The organism is Hydrogenophaga sp. ZJX-1, assembly GCF_048590325.1.
Lineage (GTDB): Bacteria > Pseudomonadota > Gammaproteobacteria > Burkholderiales > Burkholderiaceae_C > Hydrogenophaga.
The window spans coordinates 458,648-476,183 of the sequence record NZ_JBMBRA010000002.1; the positions used below are offsets into that span (position 1 = coordinate 458,648).

The window sequence follows — 17,536 nt, forward strand, 5'->3', positions numbered from 1 at the left end:
GGTCAGACCAGCGAGCCGCCAGCGGCTTCGATCGCCTGCTTCGCACCGGCGGTTGCGCCGATGTTCTTCAGGGTCACGGCACGGGTGATTTCACCGGTCTTGATGACCTTGACGCGTTTGGCCAGGTTGGCCACCAGGCCCGCCTGCTTCAAAACCAGGATGTCGACTTCAGCCACGTCGAGCGCACTGATGTCCGTCAGGGTCACTTCAGCGTTGAACTGAAGCAGGGCTGACTTGAAGCCACGCTTGGGCAGACGGCGTTGCATAGGCATCTGACCGCCTTCAAAGCCCACCTTGTGGTAGCCACCCGAACGCGATTTCTGGCCCTTGTGACCACGACCAGCGGTTTTACCCAGGCCGGAGCCGATGCCACGGCCAACACGACGCTTGGCGTGCTTGGCGCCTTCTTGGGGCTTGATGCTATTGAGTTCCATGTCTTGCGACTCCGGTTCAGAGTACCTTGACCAGGTAGCTGATCTTGTTGATCATGCCTCGCACGGCAGGCGTATCCTGCAGTTCGCTGGTGCTGTTGAGCTTGCGCAGGCCCAGGCCGCGCACGGTGTCGCGGTGGGATTGCTTGGTACCAATGGGGCTGCGCACCAGTTGGACCTTGACGGTGTTTTGTGTGGTCATGATCGCTCCAATCAGCCCAGGATGTCTTCGACCGACTTGCCGCGCTTGGCAGCCACGTCGGCGGGCGTGGTCGAGTTCTTCAGTGCGTCCAGCGTGGCGCGCACCAGGTTGTAGGGGTTGCTCGAGCCATGGCTTTTGGCCACGACGTCGGTGATGCCCAGCACTTCGAAGACAGCGCGCATCGGGCCGCCAGCGATGATACCGGTACCCTTGGAAGCTGGCAGCATCATGACGTTGGAAGCGCCGTGTTCGCCGTGCACGCTGTGGTGCAGGGAACCGTTCTTCAACGACACCTTGATCATGTTGCGGCGGGCCTTTTCCATGGCCTTTTGCACAGCCACCGGAACTTCTTTGGCCTTGCCTTTGCCCATGCCGACGCGACCATCGCCATCGCCAACCACGGTGAGCGCTGCGAAGCCGAGGATGCGACCGCCCTTGACCACTTTGGTCACGCGGTTGATCGCGATCATCTTCTCGCGCAGACCGTCGTCACTCGCTTCGTTTTTTACATTAGCCGTAAATTTAGCCATTTTGTGTATTCCGTTTGATCAGAACTGCAGGCCGGCTTCGCGGGCCGCGTCTGCCAGGGCTTTCACCCGGCCGTGGTAGGCAAAACCGGAACGGTCAAACGCCACCTTCTCGATGCCAGCGGCCTTGGCCTTTTCAGCGATGCGCTTGCCGACCAGTTGCGCTGCAGCGGTGTTGCCACCCTTGCCAGCACCACCGATCTGCGCCCGCACTTCGGCTTCGGCCGTGGAGGCAGAGGCCAGCACCTTGGCGCCGTCGTCGGAGATGACGTTGGCGTAGATGTGCAGGTTGGTGCGGTTCACAGTCAGGCGGACGGCGCCTTGCTGCGCAATGCGGATGCGCGTCTGGCGTGCCCGGCGGAGACGTTGCTCTTTTTTCGTCAACATGATCCTGATCCTTATTTCTTCTTGGTTTCCTTGATCACGACCTTCTCATCCGCATAACGGATGCCCTTGCCCTTGTAGGGCTCGGGAGGGCGCACAGCGCGCACTTCGGAAGCGATCTGACCCACGCGTTGACGATCAGAACCCTTGATCAGGATTTCGGTCGGCGTCGGGGTTTCCACCTTGATACCAGCAGGCATGTCCATCACCACAGGGTGGGAGTAGCCGACGGTGAGGTTGAGCTTGGTCCCCTGAGCCTGGGCCTTGTAGCCCACGCCGAGCAGGGTGAGCTTCTTCTCGAAGCCCTTGCTCACACCATTGACCATGTTGTTCACCAGCTGACGCATGGTGCCGGACATGGCATTGGCTTCGCGGGACTCGTTCACCGGGGTGAACGACAGCGAGCCAGCGTTGTTTTCAACTTTCACCAGCGCGTTTTGCGCCAGCGCCAGGGCACCCAGTGCACCCTTGACGTTGATCAGGTCGTCTTTGACGGCCACTTCCACCCCAGCTGGGACGGCGACCGGCAGTTTACCAATACGTGACATTCAGTTGCTCCTCAATGCCCGCATCAGGCGACGTAACACAGGACTTCACCACCGACACCGGTAGCGCGCGCCTTGCGGTCGGTCATCACACCCTGCGGTGTGGTGACGATGGCCACACCCAGACCGTTCTGGACCTGGGGGATGGCGTTTCGGCCGCGGTAAACACGCAGGCCAGGACGGCTGACGCGCTCGATACGCTCGATCACCGGACGGCCAGCGTAGTACTTGAGAGCGATTTCGAGTTCGCTCTTGCCGTCATTGCTCTTGACCTGGAATCCGTCGATGTAACCTTCGTCCTTCAGGACTTGGGCAATCGCGGCTTTGACCTTGGAGGCCGGCATCGTTACGCTGGCCTTTTCGACCATCTGCGCGTTGCGGATGCGGGTCAACATGTCAGCGATAGGATCACTCATGCTCATTTGTGGTTCTCCTAGGGCTTACCAGCTGGCTTTGGTGATGCCGGGGATTTCACCGGCAAACGCCATTTCACGGACCTTGGCGCGAGCCAGGCCGAAGTGGGCGAAGGTGCCACGCGGGCGACCGGTGATCTCGCAGCGGTTGCGCTGACGGGTCGGGTTCGCGTTGCGGGGCATTTTTTGCAGCGCCAGACGGGCTGCATCACGCTCTTCGTCAGAGTGCTTTGCGCTGGTCGACACCGACTTCAGCTCAGCGTATTTTTTGGCGAACTTGGCCGCGAGTTTTTCGCGCTTGAGTTCACGTTGCAGTAGTGCTTGTTTAGCCACGCGCCACCTCAGTTCTTGAACGGGAAACGGAAACCAACCAGCAGAGCCTTGCACTCTTCGTCGTTCTTGGCGGTTGTCGTGATGCTGATGTTGAGGCCGCGCAAGGCATCAACCTTGTCGTACTCGATCTCAGGGAAGATGATCTGCTCTTTGACGCCGATGTTGTAGTTGCCACGGCCGTCGAACGCCTTGCCGGAAATACCACGGAAGTCACGCACCCGGGGCAGGGCCACGGTGACGAAACGGTCGAGGAATTCGTACATGCGGGCACCGCGCAGGGTCACCATGCAGCCGATGGGCTGCTGCTCGCGGATCTTGAAACCCGCGATGGCCTTGCGGGCCTTGGTCACCACCGGCTTCTGGCCAGCGATCTTGGTCAGGTCGCCCACGGCGTTGTCCATGACCTTCTTGTCGGCAACCGCCTCGCTCACACCCATGTTGAGCGTGATCTTGGTGATGCGGGGCACTTCCATGACCGACTTGTAGCCGAATTTTTCGACCAAAGAGGGCGCGATCTTGTCGCGGTAGATTTCTTGCAAGCGTGTCATGTTCAGGCCGCCTTGATTTCTTCGCCGCTGGACTTGAAGACGCGCGTCTTCTTGCCGTCAGCCAGGAGCTTGATACCCACACGATCCGCCTTGCCCGTGGCGCCATTGAAAATGGCCACGTTGGACTGGTGGATCGGCATGGTCTTCTCGATGATGCCGCCGGTGATGCCCTTCATGGGGTTCGGCTTGGCATGCTTCTTCACGATGTTGACACCCTCGACCACCAGCTTGCTGTCGTCGGCGCGCAGCACAACCTTGCCGCGCTTGCCCTTGTCGCGACCGGCAATCACGATGACTTCATCGCCACTACGAATCTTGTTCATGATGATTCCTCAGAGAACCTCGGGTGCCAGCGACACGATCTTCATGAACTTCTCGGTGCGCAGCTCGCGCGTCACCGGTCCGAAGATGCGGGTGCCGATAGGCTCCAGCTTGGCGTTAAGCAACACTGCAGCGTTGCCGTCGAATTTGATCAGGGCGCCGTCCTGACGACGGATGCCCTTGGCGGTGCGAACCACCACAGCGTTGTACACCTCGCCTTTTTTGACGCGGCCACGCGGCGCTGCTTCCTTGATGCTGACCTTGATGACATCACCCACGCTGGCGTAACGGCGCTTGGAGCCGCCCAGCACTTTGATGCACATCACGGACTTGGCGCCCGTGTTGTCAGCAACATCGAGTCGAGATTGCGTTTGAATCATTTGATTTAAGTCCCAACTTGAATCCCCCCAGCCACCACGGCCGGGAGTGATCAGTCTTGGGCCCGTCGTTGCCAGCCGCATCAACCCTGCAGACCTGCTGCAGACTGGACACAACCCGCGTCGGTGGGCGGATAACTTCGCTTTTTTACAGCGAAGCCGCAAATTATTGCACTACATCTTTGGCTTGTCAACCGGCTTTTGCGCGAAAACGGCGGTGCGACTCGGCAAATAGTGGTCGCACAGCGACAGAAAGCGGTCGAGCGCCGGGTCCGCGGCCTGCTCCTGGAGCAGGATCGTGGCGACATCCGGCGCCATGCCCGCCGCGGCCCGGGCGTCCAGGAACAGGGCCCGCCAGCGTCGGGCCAGCACATCTTCCACCGTGTGGGCATGCTCATGGCGTACGGCGTAGCGCACCATGGCCTCGGTCAGTCCCATGCCCAGGGATCGGTCGTGTCCCGGGCAGTCCAGCACCCGCTTTTTCTCCGTTCCATACAGATGCAGACCTGGCGGGGCATAGATCGGCGTGGCTGGCGCTTGGGGCCCGGGGGCACCCAGCAGCGTGTGGCGTTCGCTCAAGCCGCCAGGGCGCCGGGGCAGCAGTGCGCTCGCGAAGCAGCGGTCCAGCACATCTTCGGCCATGGCCCGGTAGGTGGTCCATTTGCCGCCCGTGACAGTGACGAGGCCATTGGCATCCACCGCGATGGTGTGCTCGCGCGACAGGACCTTGGTGCCTCCCTCGGTGGTTTCCGGGGGCGCCACCAGCGGGCGCAAGCCCACCCAGATGCTGCGGATGTCCGCCCGCGTGACCGGGCGGCTCAGCACGTGACCAGCCTCGCTCAGGATGAAATCCAGCTCCTCGGCAAAGGCATCGGGTTCGCGGGGCAGGTCCTGGCGCGGCGTGTCGGTGGTGCCGAGCACCAGCTTGCCCAACCAGGGCACGGCAAACAGCACCCGGCCATCACGCGTCTTGGGCACCAGCAGCGCGTGGTCGCCCGGCAGGAACTCGCGGTCCACCACCACGTGCACGCCCTGGCTAGGGCTGACCATGCGCTGGGGCGCATTTTGGGCGCTTGCGCCGCTGGAATGGGCCCGCAGCTCGTCGACCCAGACGCCGGTGGCGTTGACCACGCATCTGGCCCGCACTTTGTAGCGTTCTTCAGAAAAGCGATCGCTCACATCGAGCTCGGAGACCGGGTGGCCAGCGTCGTCCAGACGACGCACCGCCGTGACCCGGGCGTAGTTCAACACCAGCGCGCCCGCGGCTTCGGCGGTGCGCGCCAGGGCCAGGGCCAGCCGGGCGTCGTCGAACTGACCGTCCCAGTACTGCACGCCGCCATGCAGCCCCTGGGGATTCACCCCCGGCAAGGCCTCCAGGGTCTGCCGACGGCTCAGGAACGCGGTGCGGCCCAGCCCGGCGCGCCCGGCCATCAGGTCGTACAGCTTGAGCCCCGCGCCGTAGAACGGGGTCTGCCACCAGCCATAGGACGGCATGACAAAAGGCAGCGGCTGCGCCAGGTGGGGCGCGATGCGCAGCACCGTGGCGCGCTCGGCCAGCGCCTCGCGCACCAGGGCCACATTGCCCTGCGCCAGGTAACGCACCCCGCCGTGCAGCAGCTTGGTGGAACGTGAAGAAGTGCCGCCGGCGAAGTCGTGCGACTCCAGCAGCACCACGGAGAAACCGCGCAGCGCGGCATCCAGCGCCACCCCGAGGCCGGTGGCGCCGCCGCCCACCACCGCCAGATCAAACAGGGGGTTTCGGGACAGCGATTGGAGCAGTTCTGCGCGTTTCATGGTGTTGGGGCTGGCCCCTTGCGCCGGTTGGCGCAAGGGGCGGTTGCGACTCGATCGTTCAGGCGTCCTCAGCGGACCTTGCCGTTCTTCCAGGCGTTGAGCAACTGGTCGTAGGCAATGGTCTCACCCTTGGGCTTCTCGTTGGCCAGCTTCGCCCACGGCGCACCCTTGTCGCTCAACCATTTCTTCGGGTCTTCCTTCTTGTTGAGCTTGGGCGCGCAGCGGTCCATGCCGGCGCGTTCCAGACGGGCCATCACCTGGTCCATCTGTTCGGCCAGGTTGTCCATGGCCTGCTGGGGCGTTTTCTCGGCGGTCACGGCCTGGGCCACGTTCTGCCACCAGAGCTGGGCCAGCTTGGGGTAGTCGGGCACGTTGGTGCCGGTGGGGGTCCAGGCCACACGCGCCGGGCTGCGGTAGAACTCGACCAGGCCACCGAGCTTGGGCGCCATGTCGGTCATGGCCTTGCTCTGGATGTCGCTCTCGCGGATCGGGGTCAGGCCGACGATGGTCTTCTTGAGCGAGGTGGTCTTGGCGGTCACGAACTGCGCGTAGAGCCAGGCGGCCGCGGTCCTGTTCTCGTCGTGCTTCTCGAAGAAGGTCCACGAGCCCACGTCCTGGTAGCCGTTCTGCATGCCCTGCTTCCAGTACGGGCCGTTCGGGCCGGGGGCCATGCGCCACTTCGGCGTGCCGTCGGCGTTCACGACCGGCAGGCCCTTCTTGGTCATGTCGGCGGTGAAGGCGGTGTACCAGAAGATCTGCTGGGCGATCTGGCCCTGGGCCGGCACGGGGCCGGCTTCACCGAAGGTCATGCCGCTGGCTTCTTTCGGCGCGTACTTCTTCATCCAGTCGACGTACTTGGTGAGCGCATAGACGGCGGCCGGCGAGTTGGTGGCGCCGCCGCGCGAGACGCTCGCACCCAGCGGCGTGCAGCCGTCGGCGGAGGCGCGGATGCCCCACTCGTCGACCGGCTTGCCGTTGGGGATGCCGATGTCGGCGGTGCCGGCCATCGAGAGCCACGCGTCGGTGAAACGCCAGCCCAGCGACGGGTCTTTCTTGCCGTAGTCCATGTGGCCATAGATGGGCTTGCCGTCGATGGTCTTCACGTCTTCGCTGAAGAAGGCGGCGATGTCTTCGTAGGCGCTCCAGTTGAGCGGCACACCCAGGTCGTAGCCGTATTTGGCCTTGAACTTGTCTTTCAGGTCCTGGCGCGCAAACAGGTCAGCGCGGAACCAGTACAGGTTGGCGAACTGCTGGTCGGGCAGCTGGTAGAGCTTCTTGTCGGGGCCGGTGGTGAAGCTGGTGCCGATGAAGTCCTTGAGGTCCAGACCGGGGTTGGTGTATTCCTTGCCCTTGCCCGACATGTAGTCGGTCAGGTTCATGATCTTGCCGTAGCGGTAGTGGGTGCCGATCAGGTCGGAGTCGCTGATCCAGCCGTCGTAGATCGATTTGCCCGACTGCATGGAGGTCTGCAGTTTTTCAACCACGTCGCCTTCCTGGATCAGGTCGTGCTTGACGGTGATGCCGGTGATCTCGGTGAAGGCCTTGGCCAGTGTTTTCGACTCGTACTCGTGCGTGGTGATGGTTTCGGATACCACCGAGATTTCGTTCACGCCCTTGGCCTTGAGCTTGGCGGCGGCGTCGATGAACCACTTCATCTCGGCGGCCTGCTGGTCCTTGCTCAGGGTGGAGGGCTGGAACTCGCTGTCGATCCATTTTTTGGCCGCGGCGGCATCGGCCCAGGCCAGATTGCATCCCAGGGCCGCGATGGCCGCGACGGCCAGTGCGGTATGACGAAATTTCATGTTGTCTCCTCTAGCAATGTGCTTCCCCGGTGTTGACGCTGAAGGCTCGGCCCCGGGGAAGCAATGGGCCGAATTCAACGGAAAGAGAAAACGGTCCCGACTGCGGCTCAACCCTTGCGCAAGGTCCAGACCAGCCAGACCATGGACACCACGAACGAGATCCAGATGCTGGGCTCCTGCTCCAGCGACATCCACTCGGTGATCCACCCGGCCATGCCGACAAAGGCGAGGTTGATGTAGGCCGCCCCGAGCAAGCCGATGAACAGGCGGTCGCCCCGCGTGGTGGCCATGGGCAAGAAGCCCTTGCGCATCGTCGTGGGCGACTTGAGTTCCCACACCGTCATGCCCGCGAGCATCAAAACAATGCAGGTGAAAAATATGGCCACGGGCGTGGTCCACGCCATCCACTCAAACATGCGATATCTCCCATTTATTGCGAGCGAAGTGCCGCCCATCCCAGGCCGCCGCGGAACCGGCTTTGCAGGGCCGCCAGCGGCGCCCACCGGGGGGTAGCGCCGAAGGCGCGCGGGGGGTACCCATCCTCACACTCTCCCCATGGCGAAGCCTTTGGCTATGTAGTGGCGCACGAACCAGATCACGATCGCGCCGGGCACGATGGTCAGCACCCCTGCGGCGGCCAGCGTGGCCCAGTCCATGCCGCTGGCGCTCACGGTCCGGGTCATGGTCGCCACGATGGGTTTGGCGTTGACGCTGGTGAGCGTACGGGCGAGCAGCAGCTCGACCCAGCTGAACATGAAACAGAAGAAGGCCGCCACGCCCACACCGGCCTTGATCAGCGGCAGGAAGATGGTGAGGAAGAAGCGCGGGAAGCTGTAGCCGTCGATGTAGGCGGTCTCGTCGATCTCGCGCGGGATGCCACTCATGAAGCCTTCGAGAATCCACACCGCCAGCGGCACGTTGAACAGCAGGTGGGCCAGCGCCACCGCCAGGTGGGTGTCCATCAGGCCGACCGTGGTGTAGAGTTGGAAGAACGGCAGCAGGAACACGGCGGGCGGCGTCATGCGGTTGGTCAGCAGCCAGAAGAACACGTGCTTGTCGCCCAGGAAGCTGTAGCGGCTGAAGGCGTAGGCCGCGGGCAGCGCCACCGTGAGGGAGATCGTGGTGTTGATCGCCACGTAGATCAAGCTGTTGATGTAGCCCGAGTACCAGGACTCGTCGGTGAAGATGGTCTTGTAGTTGTCCCAGGTGAAGGCCTGCGGCAGCAGGCTGAAGCTGGAGAGGATTTCCTGGTTGGTCTTGAAGCTCATGTTGACCATCCAGTAGATGGGCAACAGGGCGAAGACCAGGTAAGCGATCAGGAAGATCGTGCGTTTCTTGAACCGGCGATCATTCATGGCCGCCCTCCTTCTCGGTTTGTCCCAGGCGTTGCATCCAGTTGTAGAGCACGAAGCAGAACAGCAGGATGATGAGGAAATAGATCAGCGAGAACGCCGCCGCCGGGCCGAGGTCGAACTGGCCCACGGCCTTCTGCGTCAGGTACTGGCTGAGGAAGGTGGTGGCGTTGCCGGGGCCGCCGCCGGTGAGCACGAAGGGCTCGGTGTAGATCATGAAAGAGTCCATGAAGCGCAGCAGCACGGCGATCATCAGCACGCCGCGCATCTTGGGCAGCTGGATGTAGCGGAACACCGCGAACTTGCTGGCGCCGTCGATGCGCGCGGCCTGGTAGTACGCGTCGGGGATGCTGCGCAGGCCGGCGTAGGCCAGCAGCGCCACCAGCGGCGTCCAGTGCCAGATGTCCATCAGCAGCACGGTGAGCCAGGCGTGCAAGGCGTCGCCGGTGTAGCTGTACTCGATGCCCAGGCGCTGCAGGGTGGCGCCCATCAGGCCGATGTCGGCGCGGCCGAAAATCTGCCAGATGGTGCCGACCACGTTCCAGGGGATCAGCAGCGACAGCGCCACGATCACCAGCGTGGCCGAGGCCTTCCAGCCCGCGGCCGGCATGGACAGCGCCAGCGCGATGCCCAGCGGGATCTCCACCAGCAGCACGGCGCCCGAGAACTTCAGCTGGTTCCACAGCGCGGCGTGCAGGTCTTCGTCGCGCATCACGGCGGCGAACCATTCGGTGCCGACGAAGACGCGCCGCTCGGGCGAGATGATGTCCTGCACCGAGTAGTTCACCACCGTCATCAGCGGCAGGATGGCCGAGAAGGCCACGCAGATGAAGACCGGCAGGATCAGGAACCAGGCTTTCTGGTTCACGGGTTTGGTGGTCACGCTCATGCCATGAGCTCCTCGTTCTTGTAATAGCAGGTGTGTTCGCCCAGCACCTGCAGCCCCACGCGGTCGCCCACCGCGGGCGGCGTGGTGTCGGGTGCCAGGCGCGCCTTGAGGGTCTGGCCGGCCACGTCGCAGGTCACCAGCAGGTAGGTGCCGATGTCCTGCACCTGGCGCACGGTGGCGGGCAAGGCACCGATCGCGCCGACCGGCACCAGCCGCAGGTATTCGGGCCGGATGCCCAGCTTGAGGTCGCCCGCGGGCAGTTCGCGGTCCGCGCTCAGGCTGAGGCCACCCACGCTGAGGGCGCCGTCGGTCACGTTCGCGGGCAGGAAGTTCATGCCCGGCGAGCCGATGAAGTGGCCCACGAAGGTGTGGGCCGGCTGCTCGAACAAGGCCTCGGGCGTGCCCATCTGCACCACCTTGCCACGCGTCATCACCACCACCTGGTCGGCAAAGGTCAGCGCCTCCACCTGGTCGTGCGTCACGTAGATCAGGGTCAGCTTGAGCTCGTGGTGGATCTGCTTGAGCTTGCGGCGCAGTTGCCACTTCAGGTGCGGGTCGATCACGGTCAGCGGCTCGTCGAACAGCACGGCCGACACGTCGGGCCGCACCAGACCACGGCCCAGCGAAATCTTCTGTTTCTGATCGGCGCTCAGGCCGGCGGCGCGCATGTCGAGCTGGTGGCTCATCTCCAGCATCTCGGCGATCTGACCCACGCGGGCCTGGATCTGGTGCGCCGGCACCTTGCGGTTCTTCAGCGGAAAGGCCAGGTTCTCAGCCACGGTCATGGTGTCGTAGATGACCGGGAACTGGAACACCTGGGCGATGTTGCGCTGCTGCGGCGTGGCGCGGGTCATGTCCTGGCCGTCGAACTTGACGCTGCCATGCGACGGCACGAGCAGGCCGGACATGATGTTGAGCATGGTCGTCTTGCCGCAGCCCGAAGGGCCGAGCAAGGCGTAGGCGCCACCGTCTTCGAAGCTCATCTTCAGCGGCAGCAGCGCGTAGTCGGCATCCTCTTTCGGGTTCGGCTTGTACGAGTGCGCGAGGTCCAGATCGATACGGCTCATTGAGACGCTCCCTTGCGCTCGGGCGCCACCAGCAGGTCGCCCGCCTGGTCGAACACATAGGCCTGCGCCGGGTTCAGGTGCAGGGTGATGGGGCTGCCGAGCTCAAAGTCGTGCACACCGGTGAGCTGGGCCACCACCTCGCCCACGCCGGTGTGCACGTGCACAAAGGTGTCGGAGCCCGAGATTTCGGCCAGTTCCACGGTGCCGGGCAGGGTCACATCGCCCTCGCGCCGGTGCACCCGCATCGCGCTGGCGCGCACGCCCACCGTCAGCGCGCGGGCGGCGCGTTCGGGCAGGTTCACGGTCAGGCGCGGCCCGCCACCCAGCTGCACGCCACCGTCGACCACCTCGGCCGCCAGCAGGTTCATCGGCGGGTCGCTGAAGGCACGCGCCACGCGGATCGATTTGGGCACGTGAAAGACCTCGGCGGTCGGCCCGTATTGCAGCAGCTCGCCCGCGTCCATCACCGCCGTGTAGCCGCCCAGCAGCAGCGCCTCGCCAGGCTCGGTGGTGGCGTAGACCACGGTGGAGTCGCCCGCCGCGAACAGCTGGGTCAGTTCCTCGCGCAGCTCTTCGCGCAGCTTGTAGTCCAGGTTCACCAGCGGCTCGTCCAGCAGCATCAGGGGCGCGTTTTTGGCCAGGGCGCGGGCCAGCGCCACGCGCTGCTGCTGGCCACCGGAGAGCTCGGCCGGCAGGCGGTCCAGAAAGATGTCGATGTGCAGGCGCTCGGCGAGCTGCCGCACCTGGGTGTCGATCGCGGCGCGCGGCAGGCCACGCAGTTTCAGCGGCGAGGCGATGTTGTCGGCCACCGTCATCGAGGGGTAGTTGATGAACTGCTGGTAGACCATGGCCACGTTGCGTTCGCGCACCGGCACCCCGGTGACGTCGATGCCGTCCACCAGCACCCGGCCGGTGCTGGGCACGTCCAGCCCGGCCATGAGGCGCATCAGGCTGGTCTTGCCGGCCTGGGTCGCGCCCAGCAAGACCGTGACCGCGCCGGGCACCGGGGTCAGGCTCTGGGGATAGAGGTGGACAGATGGTCCGACCGTTTTCCCCACGTATTCCAGAGAGAGCTGCATTTCAGGTCCAGAAGAAGGCCGCCACCCGGATCGGGTGTTTTCGTTTTGGCGATTCTATTGTTCGTTTATGTTCTTTTTTATTCGGTATTTACCCTTAAGGGCAAAAATTTGATTTCCGTTATGTTCGGGTTGTCCTGTTTCAGAATCCCCCGTATGAACCTCGCACCCCGACACACCCAGCTGCTCGATGACGTGCGCGCCCGCGGCCCGCAGACCATCGAAGCCCTGGCCGAACGTTTTGGCGTGACCCTGCAGACCGTGCGCCGCGACGTGCAGCGCCTGGCCGAGGCCGGCCTGCTCTCGCGCTTTCACGGCGGCGTGCGCCTGCCGGGATCGACCACCGAAAACATCGCCTACCGGCAGCGCCAGGCCATGCAGTCCGAGGCCAAACGCGCCATCGCGCGCGCCATCGCGCAGCGGGTGCCCAACGGCTGTTCGCTGATCCTCAACATCGGCACCACGATCGAGGCGGTGGGCCACGAACTGCTGCGCCACCGCGGCCTGCGGGTGATCACCAACAACCTGCACATCGCCGCGCTGCTGAGCACCAACCCCGACTGCGAGGTGATCGTGGCCGGTGGCCTGGTGCGCGGCGCCGACCAGGGCATCGTGGGCGAGGCCACGGTGGACTTCATGCGCCAGTTCAAGGTGGACATCGGCCTGATCGGCATCAGCGGCATCGAGTCCGACGGCACACTGCGCGACTTCGACTACCGCGAGGTGAAGGTGGCGCGCACCATCGTCGAGCAGTCGCGCGAGGTCTGGCTCGCCGCCGACCACAGCAAGTTCAACCGGCCCGCCATGGTGGAACTGGCCCGGCTCGACGAGATCGACGTGGTGTTCACCGACGCGCCGCCGCCCCCGCCTTTTGGCGAGCTGATGGCGCAGGGCCACGTCGAATGCGTGGTGGCCGACCGCACGGACGACCCCGCCTGACGCCACAACCCCAGCGAGACAAACCATGACCTACCTGCTCGCCCTGGACCAGGGCACTTCCAGTTCGCGCAGCATCGTGTTCGACCGCGACGGCCACGTGGTGGCCATGGCGCAGCGCGAGTTCCGCCAGATCTACCCGCAGCCGGGCTGGGTGGAACACGACCCGCGCGACCTCTGGACCACGCAGCTGGAAACCGCCCGCGAGGCCCTGGCCAAGGCCGGTCTGAAAGCGAGCGACATCCGCGCCGTGGGCATCACCAACCAGCGCGAGACCACCCTGCTGTGGAACCGGCGCACCGGCGCGCCGGTGTACAACGCCATCGTCTGGCAGGACCGGCGTGCCGAAGCCGCCTGCGCCGAACTGCGCGAGCGCGGCCTGAGCGACACCGTGCAGCAGAAGACCGGCCTGCGCATCGACGCCTATTTCTCCGGCACCAAACTCCAGTGGATGCTGGACCACGTGCCCGGCGCACGCGAACAGGCCGAACGCGGCGAACTCGCCTTCGGCACGGTCGACAGCTGGCTGATCTGGCAGCTCACGGGCGGCGCACGCCACGTCACCGACATCAGCAACGCCTCGCGCACCATGCTGTTCAACGTGCACAGCCAGCGCTGGGACGACGAGCTGCTGGCCCTGCTCGACATCCCGCCCAGCCTGATGCCCGAGGCCCTGCCGTCGAGCGCGCACTTCGGCGACATCCAGGCCGAATGGCTGGGCGCGCCGCTGGCGATCGGCGGCGTGGCCGGCGACCAGCAAAGCGCCCTGTTCGGCCAGGCCTGCTTCTCGGCCGGCATGGCCAAGAACACCTACGGCACCGGCTGCTTCATGCTCATGCACACCGGCGAGCGGTTCCAGACCAGCCAGAACGGCCTGATCACCACCGCCACGGCCCAGCCCCCCGGCGCACCACAGTACGCGCTGGAAGGCAGCGTGTTCATCGGCGGCGCCGTGGTGCAATGGCTGCGCGACGGGCTGCGCGCCATCGAGTCCAGCAGCGAGGTGCAGGCCCTGGCCGAGAGCGTTCCCGACGCGGGTGGGGTGGTGCTGGTGCCCGCCTTCACCGGCCTGGGCGCGCCCTACTGGCAGGCCGACGCGCGCGGCAGCATCACGGGCCTGACGCGCGGCACCACCATGGCCCACATCGCGCGCGCGGCGCTGGAGAGCATCGCGTTCCAGAGCGCGGCCCTGCTCGACGCCATGAGCCGCGACGCGATCGCGGCCGGCGGCGTGCCCGTGAGCGAGCTGCGGGTGGACGGCGGCGCCTGCGTCAACGACCTGCTGATGCAGTTCCAGGCCGACCTGCTGGGCATCCCGGTGGTGCGCCCGGCGGTGATCGAAACCACCGCGCTGGGCGCGGCCTACCTGGCCGGCCTGCACAGCGGGGTGTACGCCGGGCTGGACGAACTGTCCAAACAGTGGCGCGCCGAGCGCACCTTCCACCCCACGCTGTCGCGCGAACGGGCGGCGGAAAAAATGGCGCGGTGGGAACACGCCGTTAGACAGACGACGGCGGCGTAGCCGCCTCCCCCCGCGCCGCTTCGCGTCACCCCCCAGAGGGGGGCGATGCCTGCGGCCCGGCAAAGCCGGTTCCGCGGCATCCTCGGAGGGAGAGACATCGCTCCGGATGCGCTACACGGGGTACACAGGGCCGCTGCGCCTCGGGCGACAATCGTGGCATGAACGCACCCACCCACCCCATCATCACCTTCATCGGCGGCGGCAACATGGCCAGCGCCATCATCGGCGGCCTGGTCCGCCAGGGCCACCCCAGCGCCGCCCTGCAGGTGGTCGAACCCTGGGACGAGCAGCGCGCGAAGCTGGCGCAGCAGTTCCCGGGCATGTCCATCCTGCCTGCCGCCAGCGCTGACCTGAAACCCTCGAATCTCGTGGTCTGGGCGGTGAAGCCGCAGACTTTCAAGGACGCCGCGCTGGCCGCAGGACCCTTCCTCGGCAACGCCCTGCACCTGAGCGTGGCCGCCGGCATCACCAGCGAGAGCATGGCCGGCTGGCTGCAGACGCAGCGCATCGTGCGCGCCATGCCCAACACCCCCGCCCTGGTCGGCCTGGGCATGACCGGGCTGATGGCCCGCGCCGCCGTCTCGGACGCCGACCGGGCCCTGGTCGAACGCGTGGTGCGCACCACCGGCGAGCTGGTCTGGGTGAACGTGGAGTCGGACCTGGACGCCGTGACCGCCCTCTCGGGCTCCGGCCCGGCCTACGTGTTCTATTTCCTCGAAGCCATGCGCGACGCTGGCACCCGCATGGGCCTCGCGCCCGAGGTGGCGCAACAGCTCGCCATCGGCACCTTCATCGGCGCGGCCACCCTGGCCCAGCGTTCCAGCGAGCCGCTGCAAACGCTGCGCGAACGGGTCACGTCCAAGGGCGGAACCACCTACGCGGCGATCACGTCGATGGACGCCAGCGACGTGAAGATCAAGTTTGAAGAGGCGCTGTTTGCAGCGCAACGACGCGCCGCTGAATTGGGTAAAGAATTCGGCGCCTGATCAGACCCCGAGCACCACACCGACGAACACCGTGAACCCCAGCCAGTGGTTGAGGCGGAAGGCCTTGAAGCAGCCGTCCCGGGTGCGGTCCTTGATCAGCTGGAAATGCCAGGCCACCTGGGCCACCGCCACCACCAGCATGGCGCCCCAGACCCAGGGGGTCACCAGGGACCACAGCGCGGCGGTCCAGATGCCCAGGAAAACCAGGTAAAACGCCGTGACGGCGGGCACGTCGGCGTCGCCCAGCGTGATGGCCGAGGTCTTCATGCCGATGCGCAGGTCATCGTCGCGGTCCACCATGGCGTATTCCGTGTCGTAGGCCAGCACCCAGAACAGGTTGCCCGCCATCAGCACCCAGGCCACGGGCGGCACGCTGTGCCAGACGCCCGACCAGAAACCCAGCGCGTTCCAGGGCGCAGTGCCGCTGAACAGCTCCAGCGCTGGCCCACCATTCACGGCCGAGAACGCCATCGGGATGCCGAAACTGAAGGCCACGCCCAGCACCGCCTGCGGCATGGACACATACCGTTTGGCGTAGGGATAGACCAGCGACAGCGCCAGGCCCAGCACCGACCAGGCGATGGTGGCGACGTTGGTGGTGAGCACCAGCAGGAAGGCCACGAAAGCGAGCGCGGCGCCCACACCCAGTGCTTCTTTCACGCCCACACGCCCACTGGTCACCGGGCGCTGCGCGGTCCGCTTGACGTGTCTGTCGAACTCGCGGTCGGCCACGTCGTTGACGCAGCAACCGGCGCTGCGCATGAGGATGGTGCCGAGTACAAAGACCAGCAGCAGGTGCAGGCCGGGAAAGCCACCCGCCGCCACCCAGAGAGCCCCCAGCGAAGGCCACAACAGCAACAGCCAGCCCGCCGGGCGGTTCCAGCGGATCAGATCAAGATAGAGATTCAGTCGGGACATCAAGATAAAACACAGCAAGTGCGTGGGCGCGCCGGGTCATCCAGCACACCGCAGAACCGGCTCGCCGGGCTGCTGGTGTGGTCCCCCTGGGGGGGAAAGATCCGAAGCGGCGCAGGGGGAATTCAACTCAAGACAGCCTTTTGACGCCTGGCAACTCGCAGGCGTACACCGCATTGCGCAACTCGGCAATCGCCTCGTAACGCGTGAAACTGCGCCGCCAGGCGAGCACCACCCGCCGGGTCGGGGCCTCGCCCTCAAACGGCAGGTAACGCACGAACGACGAATCGCCGAAGTCCTGGCCCGCGTTGGGTGCCCCATCCAGCGCCGAGCTCGGCACCGACAGGCGCGGCACCAGGGTCACGCCCATGCCCGCGGCCACCATGTGCTTGATGGTTTCCAGCGACGAGCCTTCGAAGCTCTTGCGGATGCCCTCGGTGTCACTCGAAAACCGGGCAAATTCGGGACAGACCTCCAGCACATGGTCGCGGAAACAATGGCCCGTTCCCAGCAGCAGCATGGTCTCGCGCTTGAGTTCTTCGGTGGTGACACATTTCTGCTGCGCCAGCGGGTGCCCGACCGGCACCGCCGCCAGGAACGGCTCGTCGTACAGCGGCGCGATGGCCAGGTTGGTGTCCGGGAACGGCTCGGCCAGGATGGCGCAATCGATCTCGCCCAGGCGCAGCTGCTCCAGCAGTTTGGTGGTGAAGTTCTCCAGCAGCATCAGGGGCATCTGCGGCGTGCGTTCGATCACCTGACGCACCAGATTGGGCAACAGATACGGCCCGATGGTGTAGATCACCCCCAGCCGCAGCGGGCCGGCCAGCGGGTCCTTGCCACGCTTGGCGATCTCCTTGATCCCGGCGGCCTGTTCGAGCACGGTCTGCGCCTGGCGCACGATCTCTTCGCCCAGTGGCGTGACCGCGATTTCGCTCGCATTGCGTTCGAAAATCTTGAGCTCCAGCTCTTCTTCGAGCTTCTTGATCGCCACGGAGAGCGTCGGTTGCGAGACAAAACAGGCCTCGGCCGCCTTGCCGAAGTGCTTCTCGCGCGCCACGGCCACGATGTATTTGAGTTCGGTGAGCGTCATGGGGGTATTTTGCTCCCCCCGCGCCA

At 65.1% G+C, this 17,536-nt stretch carries 22 protein-coding genes; 3 read left to right on the forward strand and 19 right to left on the reverse strand.

What is annotated here, in order from left to right; translation table 11 throughout:
* Positions 1-2: 2 nt before the first annotated feature.
* From rplO to ACN5W5_RS06990, 17 genes are all read right to left on the reverse strand, one after another.
* Positions 3-434 (reverse strand): 50S ribosomal protein L15, encoded by a 432-nt coding sequence (rplO, locus tag ACN5W5_RS06910; RefSeq protein WP_177137289.1) that lies wholly within the window; start codon positions 432-434, stop codon positions 3-5.
* Between the two features lie 16 nt (positions 435-450).
* Positions 451-633 carry a 50S ribosomal protein L30 gene (rpmD, locus tag ACN5W5_RS06915; RefSeq protein WP_056268982.1) on the reverse strand — a complete coding sequence of 61 codons (183 nt, stop codon included), beginning with the start codon at positions 631-633 and terminating at the stop codon, positions 451-453.
* 11 nt (positions 634-644) lie between these two features.
* Positions 645-1,163, reverse strand: a complete 519-nt coding sequence (gene rpsE / locus ACN5W5_RS06920; protein ID WP_177137288.1) for a 30S ribosomal protein S5 — start codon at positions 1,161-1,163, stop codon at positions 645-647.
* Between the two features lie 18 nt (positions 1,164-1,181).
* The gene (gene rplR / locus ACN5W5_RS06925) at positions 1,182-1,547 is read right to left on the reverse strand and encodes a 50S ribosomal protein L18 (RefSeq protein WP_177137287.1); all 366 of its coding nucleotides are present in this window, start codon (positions 1,545-1,547) and stop codon (positions 1,182-1,184) included.
* A gap of 11 nt (positions 1,548-1,558) precedes the next feature.
* Positions 1,559-2,092, reverse strand: a complete 534-nt coding sequence (gene rplF / locus ACN5W5_RS06930; RefSeq protein ID WP_420047807.1) for a 50S ribosomal protein L6 — start codon at positions 2,090-2,092, stop codon at positions 1,559-1,561.
* Positions 2,093-2,115: 23 nt separating this feature from the next.
* Complete coding sequence (rpsH, locus tag ACN5W5_RS06935; RefSeq protein ID WP_177137285.1) at positions 2,116-2,511, reverse strand: 30S ribosomal protein S8; 396 nt, start codon at positions 2,509-2,511, stop codon at positions 2,116-2,118.
* A gap of 18 nt (positions 2,512-2,529) precedes the next feature.
* Positions 2,530-2,835 (reverse strand): 30S ribosomal protein S14, encoded by a 306-nt coding sequence (gene rpsN / locus ACN5W5_RS06940; protein ID WP_177137284.1) that lies wholly within the window; start codon positions 2,833-2,835, stop codon positions 2,530-2,532.
* Between the two features lie 8 nt (positions 2,836-2,843).
* Positions 2,844-3,383 (reverse strand): 50S ribosomal protein L5, encoded by a 540-nt coding sequence (gene rplE, locus ACN5W5_RS06945; protein ID WP_177137283.1) that lies wholly within the window; start codon positions 3,381-3,383, stop codon positions 2,844-2,846.
* 2 nt (positions 3,384-3,385) lie between these two features.
* Positions 3,386-3,706, reverse strand: a complete 321-nt coding sequence (rplX, locus tag ACN5W5_RS06950) for a 50S ribosomal protein L24 (protein WP_177137282.1) — start codon at positions 3,704-3,706, stop codon at positions 3,386-3,388.
* A gap of 9 nt (positions 3,707-3,715) precedes the next feature.
* Positions 3,716-4,084 (reverse strand): 50S ribosomal protein L14, encoded by a 369-nt coding sequence (rplN, locus tag ACN5W5_RS06955; protein WP_009514936.1) that lies wholly within the window; start codon positions 4,082-4,084, stop codon positions 3,716-3,718.
* Between the two features lie 171 nt (positions 4,085-4,255).
* Positions 4,256-5,875, reverse strand: coding sequence for an FAD-dependent oxidoreductase (locus ACN5W5_RS06960; RefSeq protein ID WP_420047808.1), 1,620 nt, complete (start codon positions 5,873-5,875; stop codon positions 4,256-4,258).
* A gap of 68 nt (positions 5,876-5,943) precedes the next feature.
* Positions 5,944-7,677, reverse strand: a complete 1,734-nt coding sequence (locus ACN5W5_RS06965; RefSeq protein ID WP_420047809.1) for an ABC transporter substrate-binding protein — start codon at positions 7,675-7,677, stop codon at positions 5,944-5,946.
* Positions 7,678-7,784: 107 nt separating this feature from the next.
* Positions 7,785-8,093 (reverse strand): DUF2160 domain-containing protein, encoded by a 309-nt coding sequence (locus tag ACN5W5_RS06970; RefSeq protein ID WP_420047810.1) that lies wholly within the window; start codon positions 8,091-8,093, stop codon positions 7,785-7,787.
* 126 nt (positions 8,094-8,219) lie between these two features.
* Positions 8,220-9,032, reverse strand: coding sequence for a carbohydrate ABC transporter permease (locus ACN5W5_RS06975; RefSeq protein WP_177137278.1), 813 nt, complete (start codon positions 9,030-9,032; stop codon positions 8,220-8,222).
* Positions 9,025-9,918, reverse strand: coding sequence for a carbohydrate ABC transporter permease (locus ACN5W5_RS06980; protein ID WP_226464747.1), 894 nt, complete (start codon positions 9,916-9,918; stop codon positions 9,025-9,027). Before ACN5W5_RS06980 ends, ACN5W5_RS06975 begins: the two co-directional genes overlap by 8 nt.
* Positions 9,915-10,985, reverse strand: coding sequence for an ABC transporter ATP-binding protein (locus ACN5W5_RS06985; protein WP_420047811.1), 1,071 nt, complete (start codon positions 10,983-10,985; stop codon positions 9,915-9,917). The genes ACN5W5_RS06980 and ACN5W5_RS06985 overlap by 4 nt, the downstream gene beginning before the upstream one ends.
* Positions 10,982-12,064: an ABC transporter ATP-binding protein gene (locus ACN5W5_RS06990; RefSeq protein WP_420047812.1), complete on the reverse strand. Its 1,083-nt coding sequence runs from the start codon at positions 12,062-12,064 to the stop codon at positions 10,982-10,984. Before ACN5W5_RS06990 ends, ACN5W5_RS06985 begins: the two co-directional genes overlap by 4 nt.
* A 153-nt stretch (positions 12,065-12,217) precedes the next feature.
* On the opposite strand from ACN5W5_RS06990, the gene ACN5W5_RS06995 reads away from it, so the two are divergent.
* From ACN5W5_RS06995 to proC, 3 genes are all read left to right on the forward strand, one after another.
* Positions 12,218-13,000 (forward strand): DeoR/GlpR family DNA-binding transcription regulator, encoded by a 783-nt coding sequence (locus tag ACN5W5_RS06995; protein ID WP_420047813.1) that lies wholly within the window; start codon positions 12,218-12,220, stop codon positions 12,998-13,000.
* A gap of 25 nt (positions 13,001-13,025) precedes the next feature.
* On the forward strand, positions 13,026-14,519 hold the full coding sequence (glpK, locus tag ACN5W5_RS07000; RefSeq protein WP_420047814.1) for a glycerol kinase GlpK: 1,494 nt from the start codon (positions 13,026-13,028) through the stop codon (positions 14,517-14,519).
* A gap of 158 nt (positions 14,520-14,677) precedes the next feature.
* Entirely contained in the window at positions 14,678-15,505 is an 828-nt protein-coding gene (gene proC / locus ACN5W5_RS07005) for a pyrroline-5-carboxylate reductase (RefSeq protein ID WP_420047815.1), read from the forward strand.
* On the opposite strand, the gene ACN5W5_RS07010 is transcribed toward proC, so the two are convergent.
* On the reverse strand, positions 15,506-16,423 hold the full coding sequence (locus ACN5W5_RS07010) for a 4-hydroxybenzoate octaprenyltransferase (protein ID WP_420047816.1): 918 nt from the start codon (positions 16,421-16,423) through the stop codon (positions 15,506-15,508).
* A gap of 127 nt (positions 16,424-16,550) precedes the next feature.
* Positions 16,551-17,510 carry a hydrogen peroxide-inducible genes activator gene (locus ACN5W5_RS07015; protein ID WP_177137270.1) on the reverse strand — a complete coding sequence of 320 codons (960 nt, stop codon included), beginning with the start codon at positions 17,508-17,510 and terminating at the stop codon, positions 16,551-16,553.
* Positions 17,511-17,536 lie beyond the last annotated feature (26 nt).

What these genes read in the sequence shown, in the direction of transcription:
- rplO (WP_177137289.1), bottom strand. Translation starts at nt 434, where the DNA reads ATGGAACTCAATAGCATCAAGCCCCAAGAAGGCGCCAAGCACGCCAAG.
- rpmD (WP_056268982.1), bottom strand. Translation starts at nt 633, where the DNA reads ATGACCACACAAAACACCGTCAAGGTCCAACTGGTGCGCAGCCCCATT.
- rpsE (WP_177137288.1), bottom strand. Translation starts at nt 1,163, where the DNA reads ATGGCTAAATTTACGGCTAATGTAAAAAACGAAGCGAGTGACGACGGT.
- rplR (WP_177137287.1), bottom strand. Translation starts at nt 1,547, where the DNA reads ATGTTGACGAAAAAAGAGCAACGTCTCCGCCGGGCACGCCAGACGCGC.
- rplF (WP_420047807.1), bottom strand. Translation starts at nt 2,092, where the DNA reads ATGTCACGTATTGGTAAACTGCCGGTCGCCGTCCCAGCTGGGGTGGAA.
- rpsH (WP_177137285.1), bottom strand. Translation starts at nt 2,511, where the DNA reads ATGAGCATGAGTGATCCTATCGCTGACATGTTGACCCGCATCCGCAAC.
- rplE (WP_177137283.1), bottom strand. Translation starts at nt 3,383, where the DNA reads ATGACACGCTTGCAAGAAATCTACCGCGACAAGATCGCGCCCTCTTTG.
- rplX (WP_177137282.1), bottom strand. Translation starts at nt 3,706, where the DNA reads ATGAACAAGATTCGTAGTGGCGATGAAGTCATCGTGATTGCCGGTCGC.
- rplN (WP_009514936.1), bottom strand. Translation starts at nt 4,084, where the DNA reads ATGATTCAAACGCAATCTCGACTCGATGTTGCTGACAACACGGGCGCC.
- ACN5W5_RS06960 (WP_420047808.1), bottom strand. Translation starts at nt 5,875, where the DNA reads ATGAAACGCGCAGAACTGCTCCAATCGCTGTCCCGAAACCCCCTGTTT.
- ACN5W5_RS06965 (WP_420047809.1), bottom strand. Translation starts at nt 7,677, where the DNA reads ATGAAATTTCGTCATACCGCACTGGCCGTCGCGGCCATCGCGGCCCTG.
- ACN5W5_RS06970 (WP_420047810.1), bottom strand. Translation starts at nt 8,093, where the DNA reads ATGTTTGAGTGGATGGCGTGGACCACGCCCGTGGCCATATTTTTCACC.
- ACN5W5_RS06975 (WP_177137278.1), bottom strand. Translation starts at nt 9,032, where the DNA reads ATGAATGATCGCCGGTTCAAGAAACGCACGATCTTCCTGATCGCTTAC.
- ACN5W5_RS06980 (WP_226464747.1), bottom strand. Translation starts at nt 9,918, where the DNA reads ATGAGCGTGACCACCAAACCCGTGAACCAGAAAGCCTGGTTCCTGATC.
- ACN5W5_RS06985 (WP_420047811.1), bottom strand. Translation starts at nt 10,985, where the DNA reads ATGAGCCGTATCGATCTGGACCTCGCGCACTCGTACAAGCCGAACCCG.
- ACN5W5_RS06990 (WP_420047812.1), bottom strand. Translation starts at nt 12,064, where the DNA reads ATGCAGCTCTCTCTGGAATACGTGGGGAAAACGGTCGGACCATCTGTC.
- ACN5W5_RS06995 (WP_420047813.1), top strand. Translation starts at nt 12,218, where the DNA reads ATGAACCTCGCACCCCGACACACCCAGCTGCTCGATGACGTGCGCGCC.
- glpK (WP_420047814.1), top strand. Translation starts at nt 13,026, where the DNA reads ATGACCTACCTGCTCGCCCTGGACCAGGGCACTTCCAGTTCGCGCAGC.
- proC (WP_420047815.1), top strand. Translation starts at nt 14,678, where the DNA reads ATGAACGCACCCACCCACCCCATCATCACCTTCATCGGCGGCGGCAAC.
- ACN5W5_RS07010 (WP_420047816.1), bottom strand. Translation starts at nt 16,423, where the DNA reads ATGTCCCGACTGAATCTCTATCTTGATCTGATCCGCTGGAACCGCCCG.
- ACN5W5_RS07015 (WP_177137270.1), bottom strand. Translation starts at nt 17,510, where the DNA reads ATGACGCTCACCGAACTCAAATACATCGTGGCCGTGGCGCGCGAGAAG.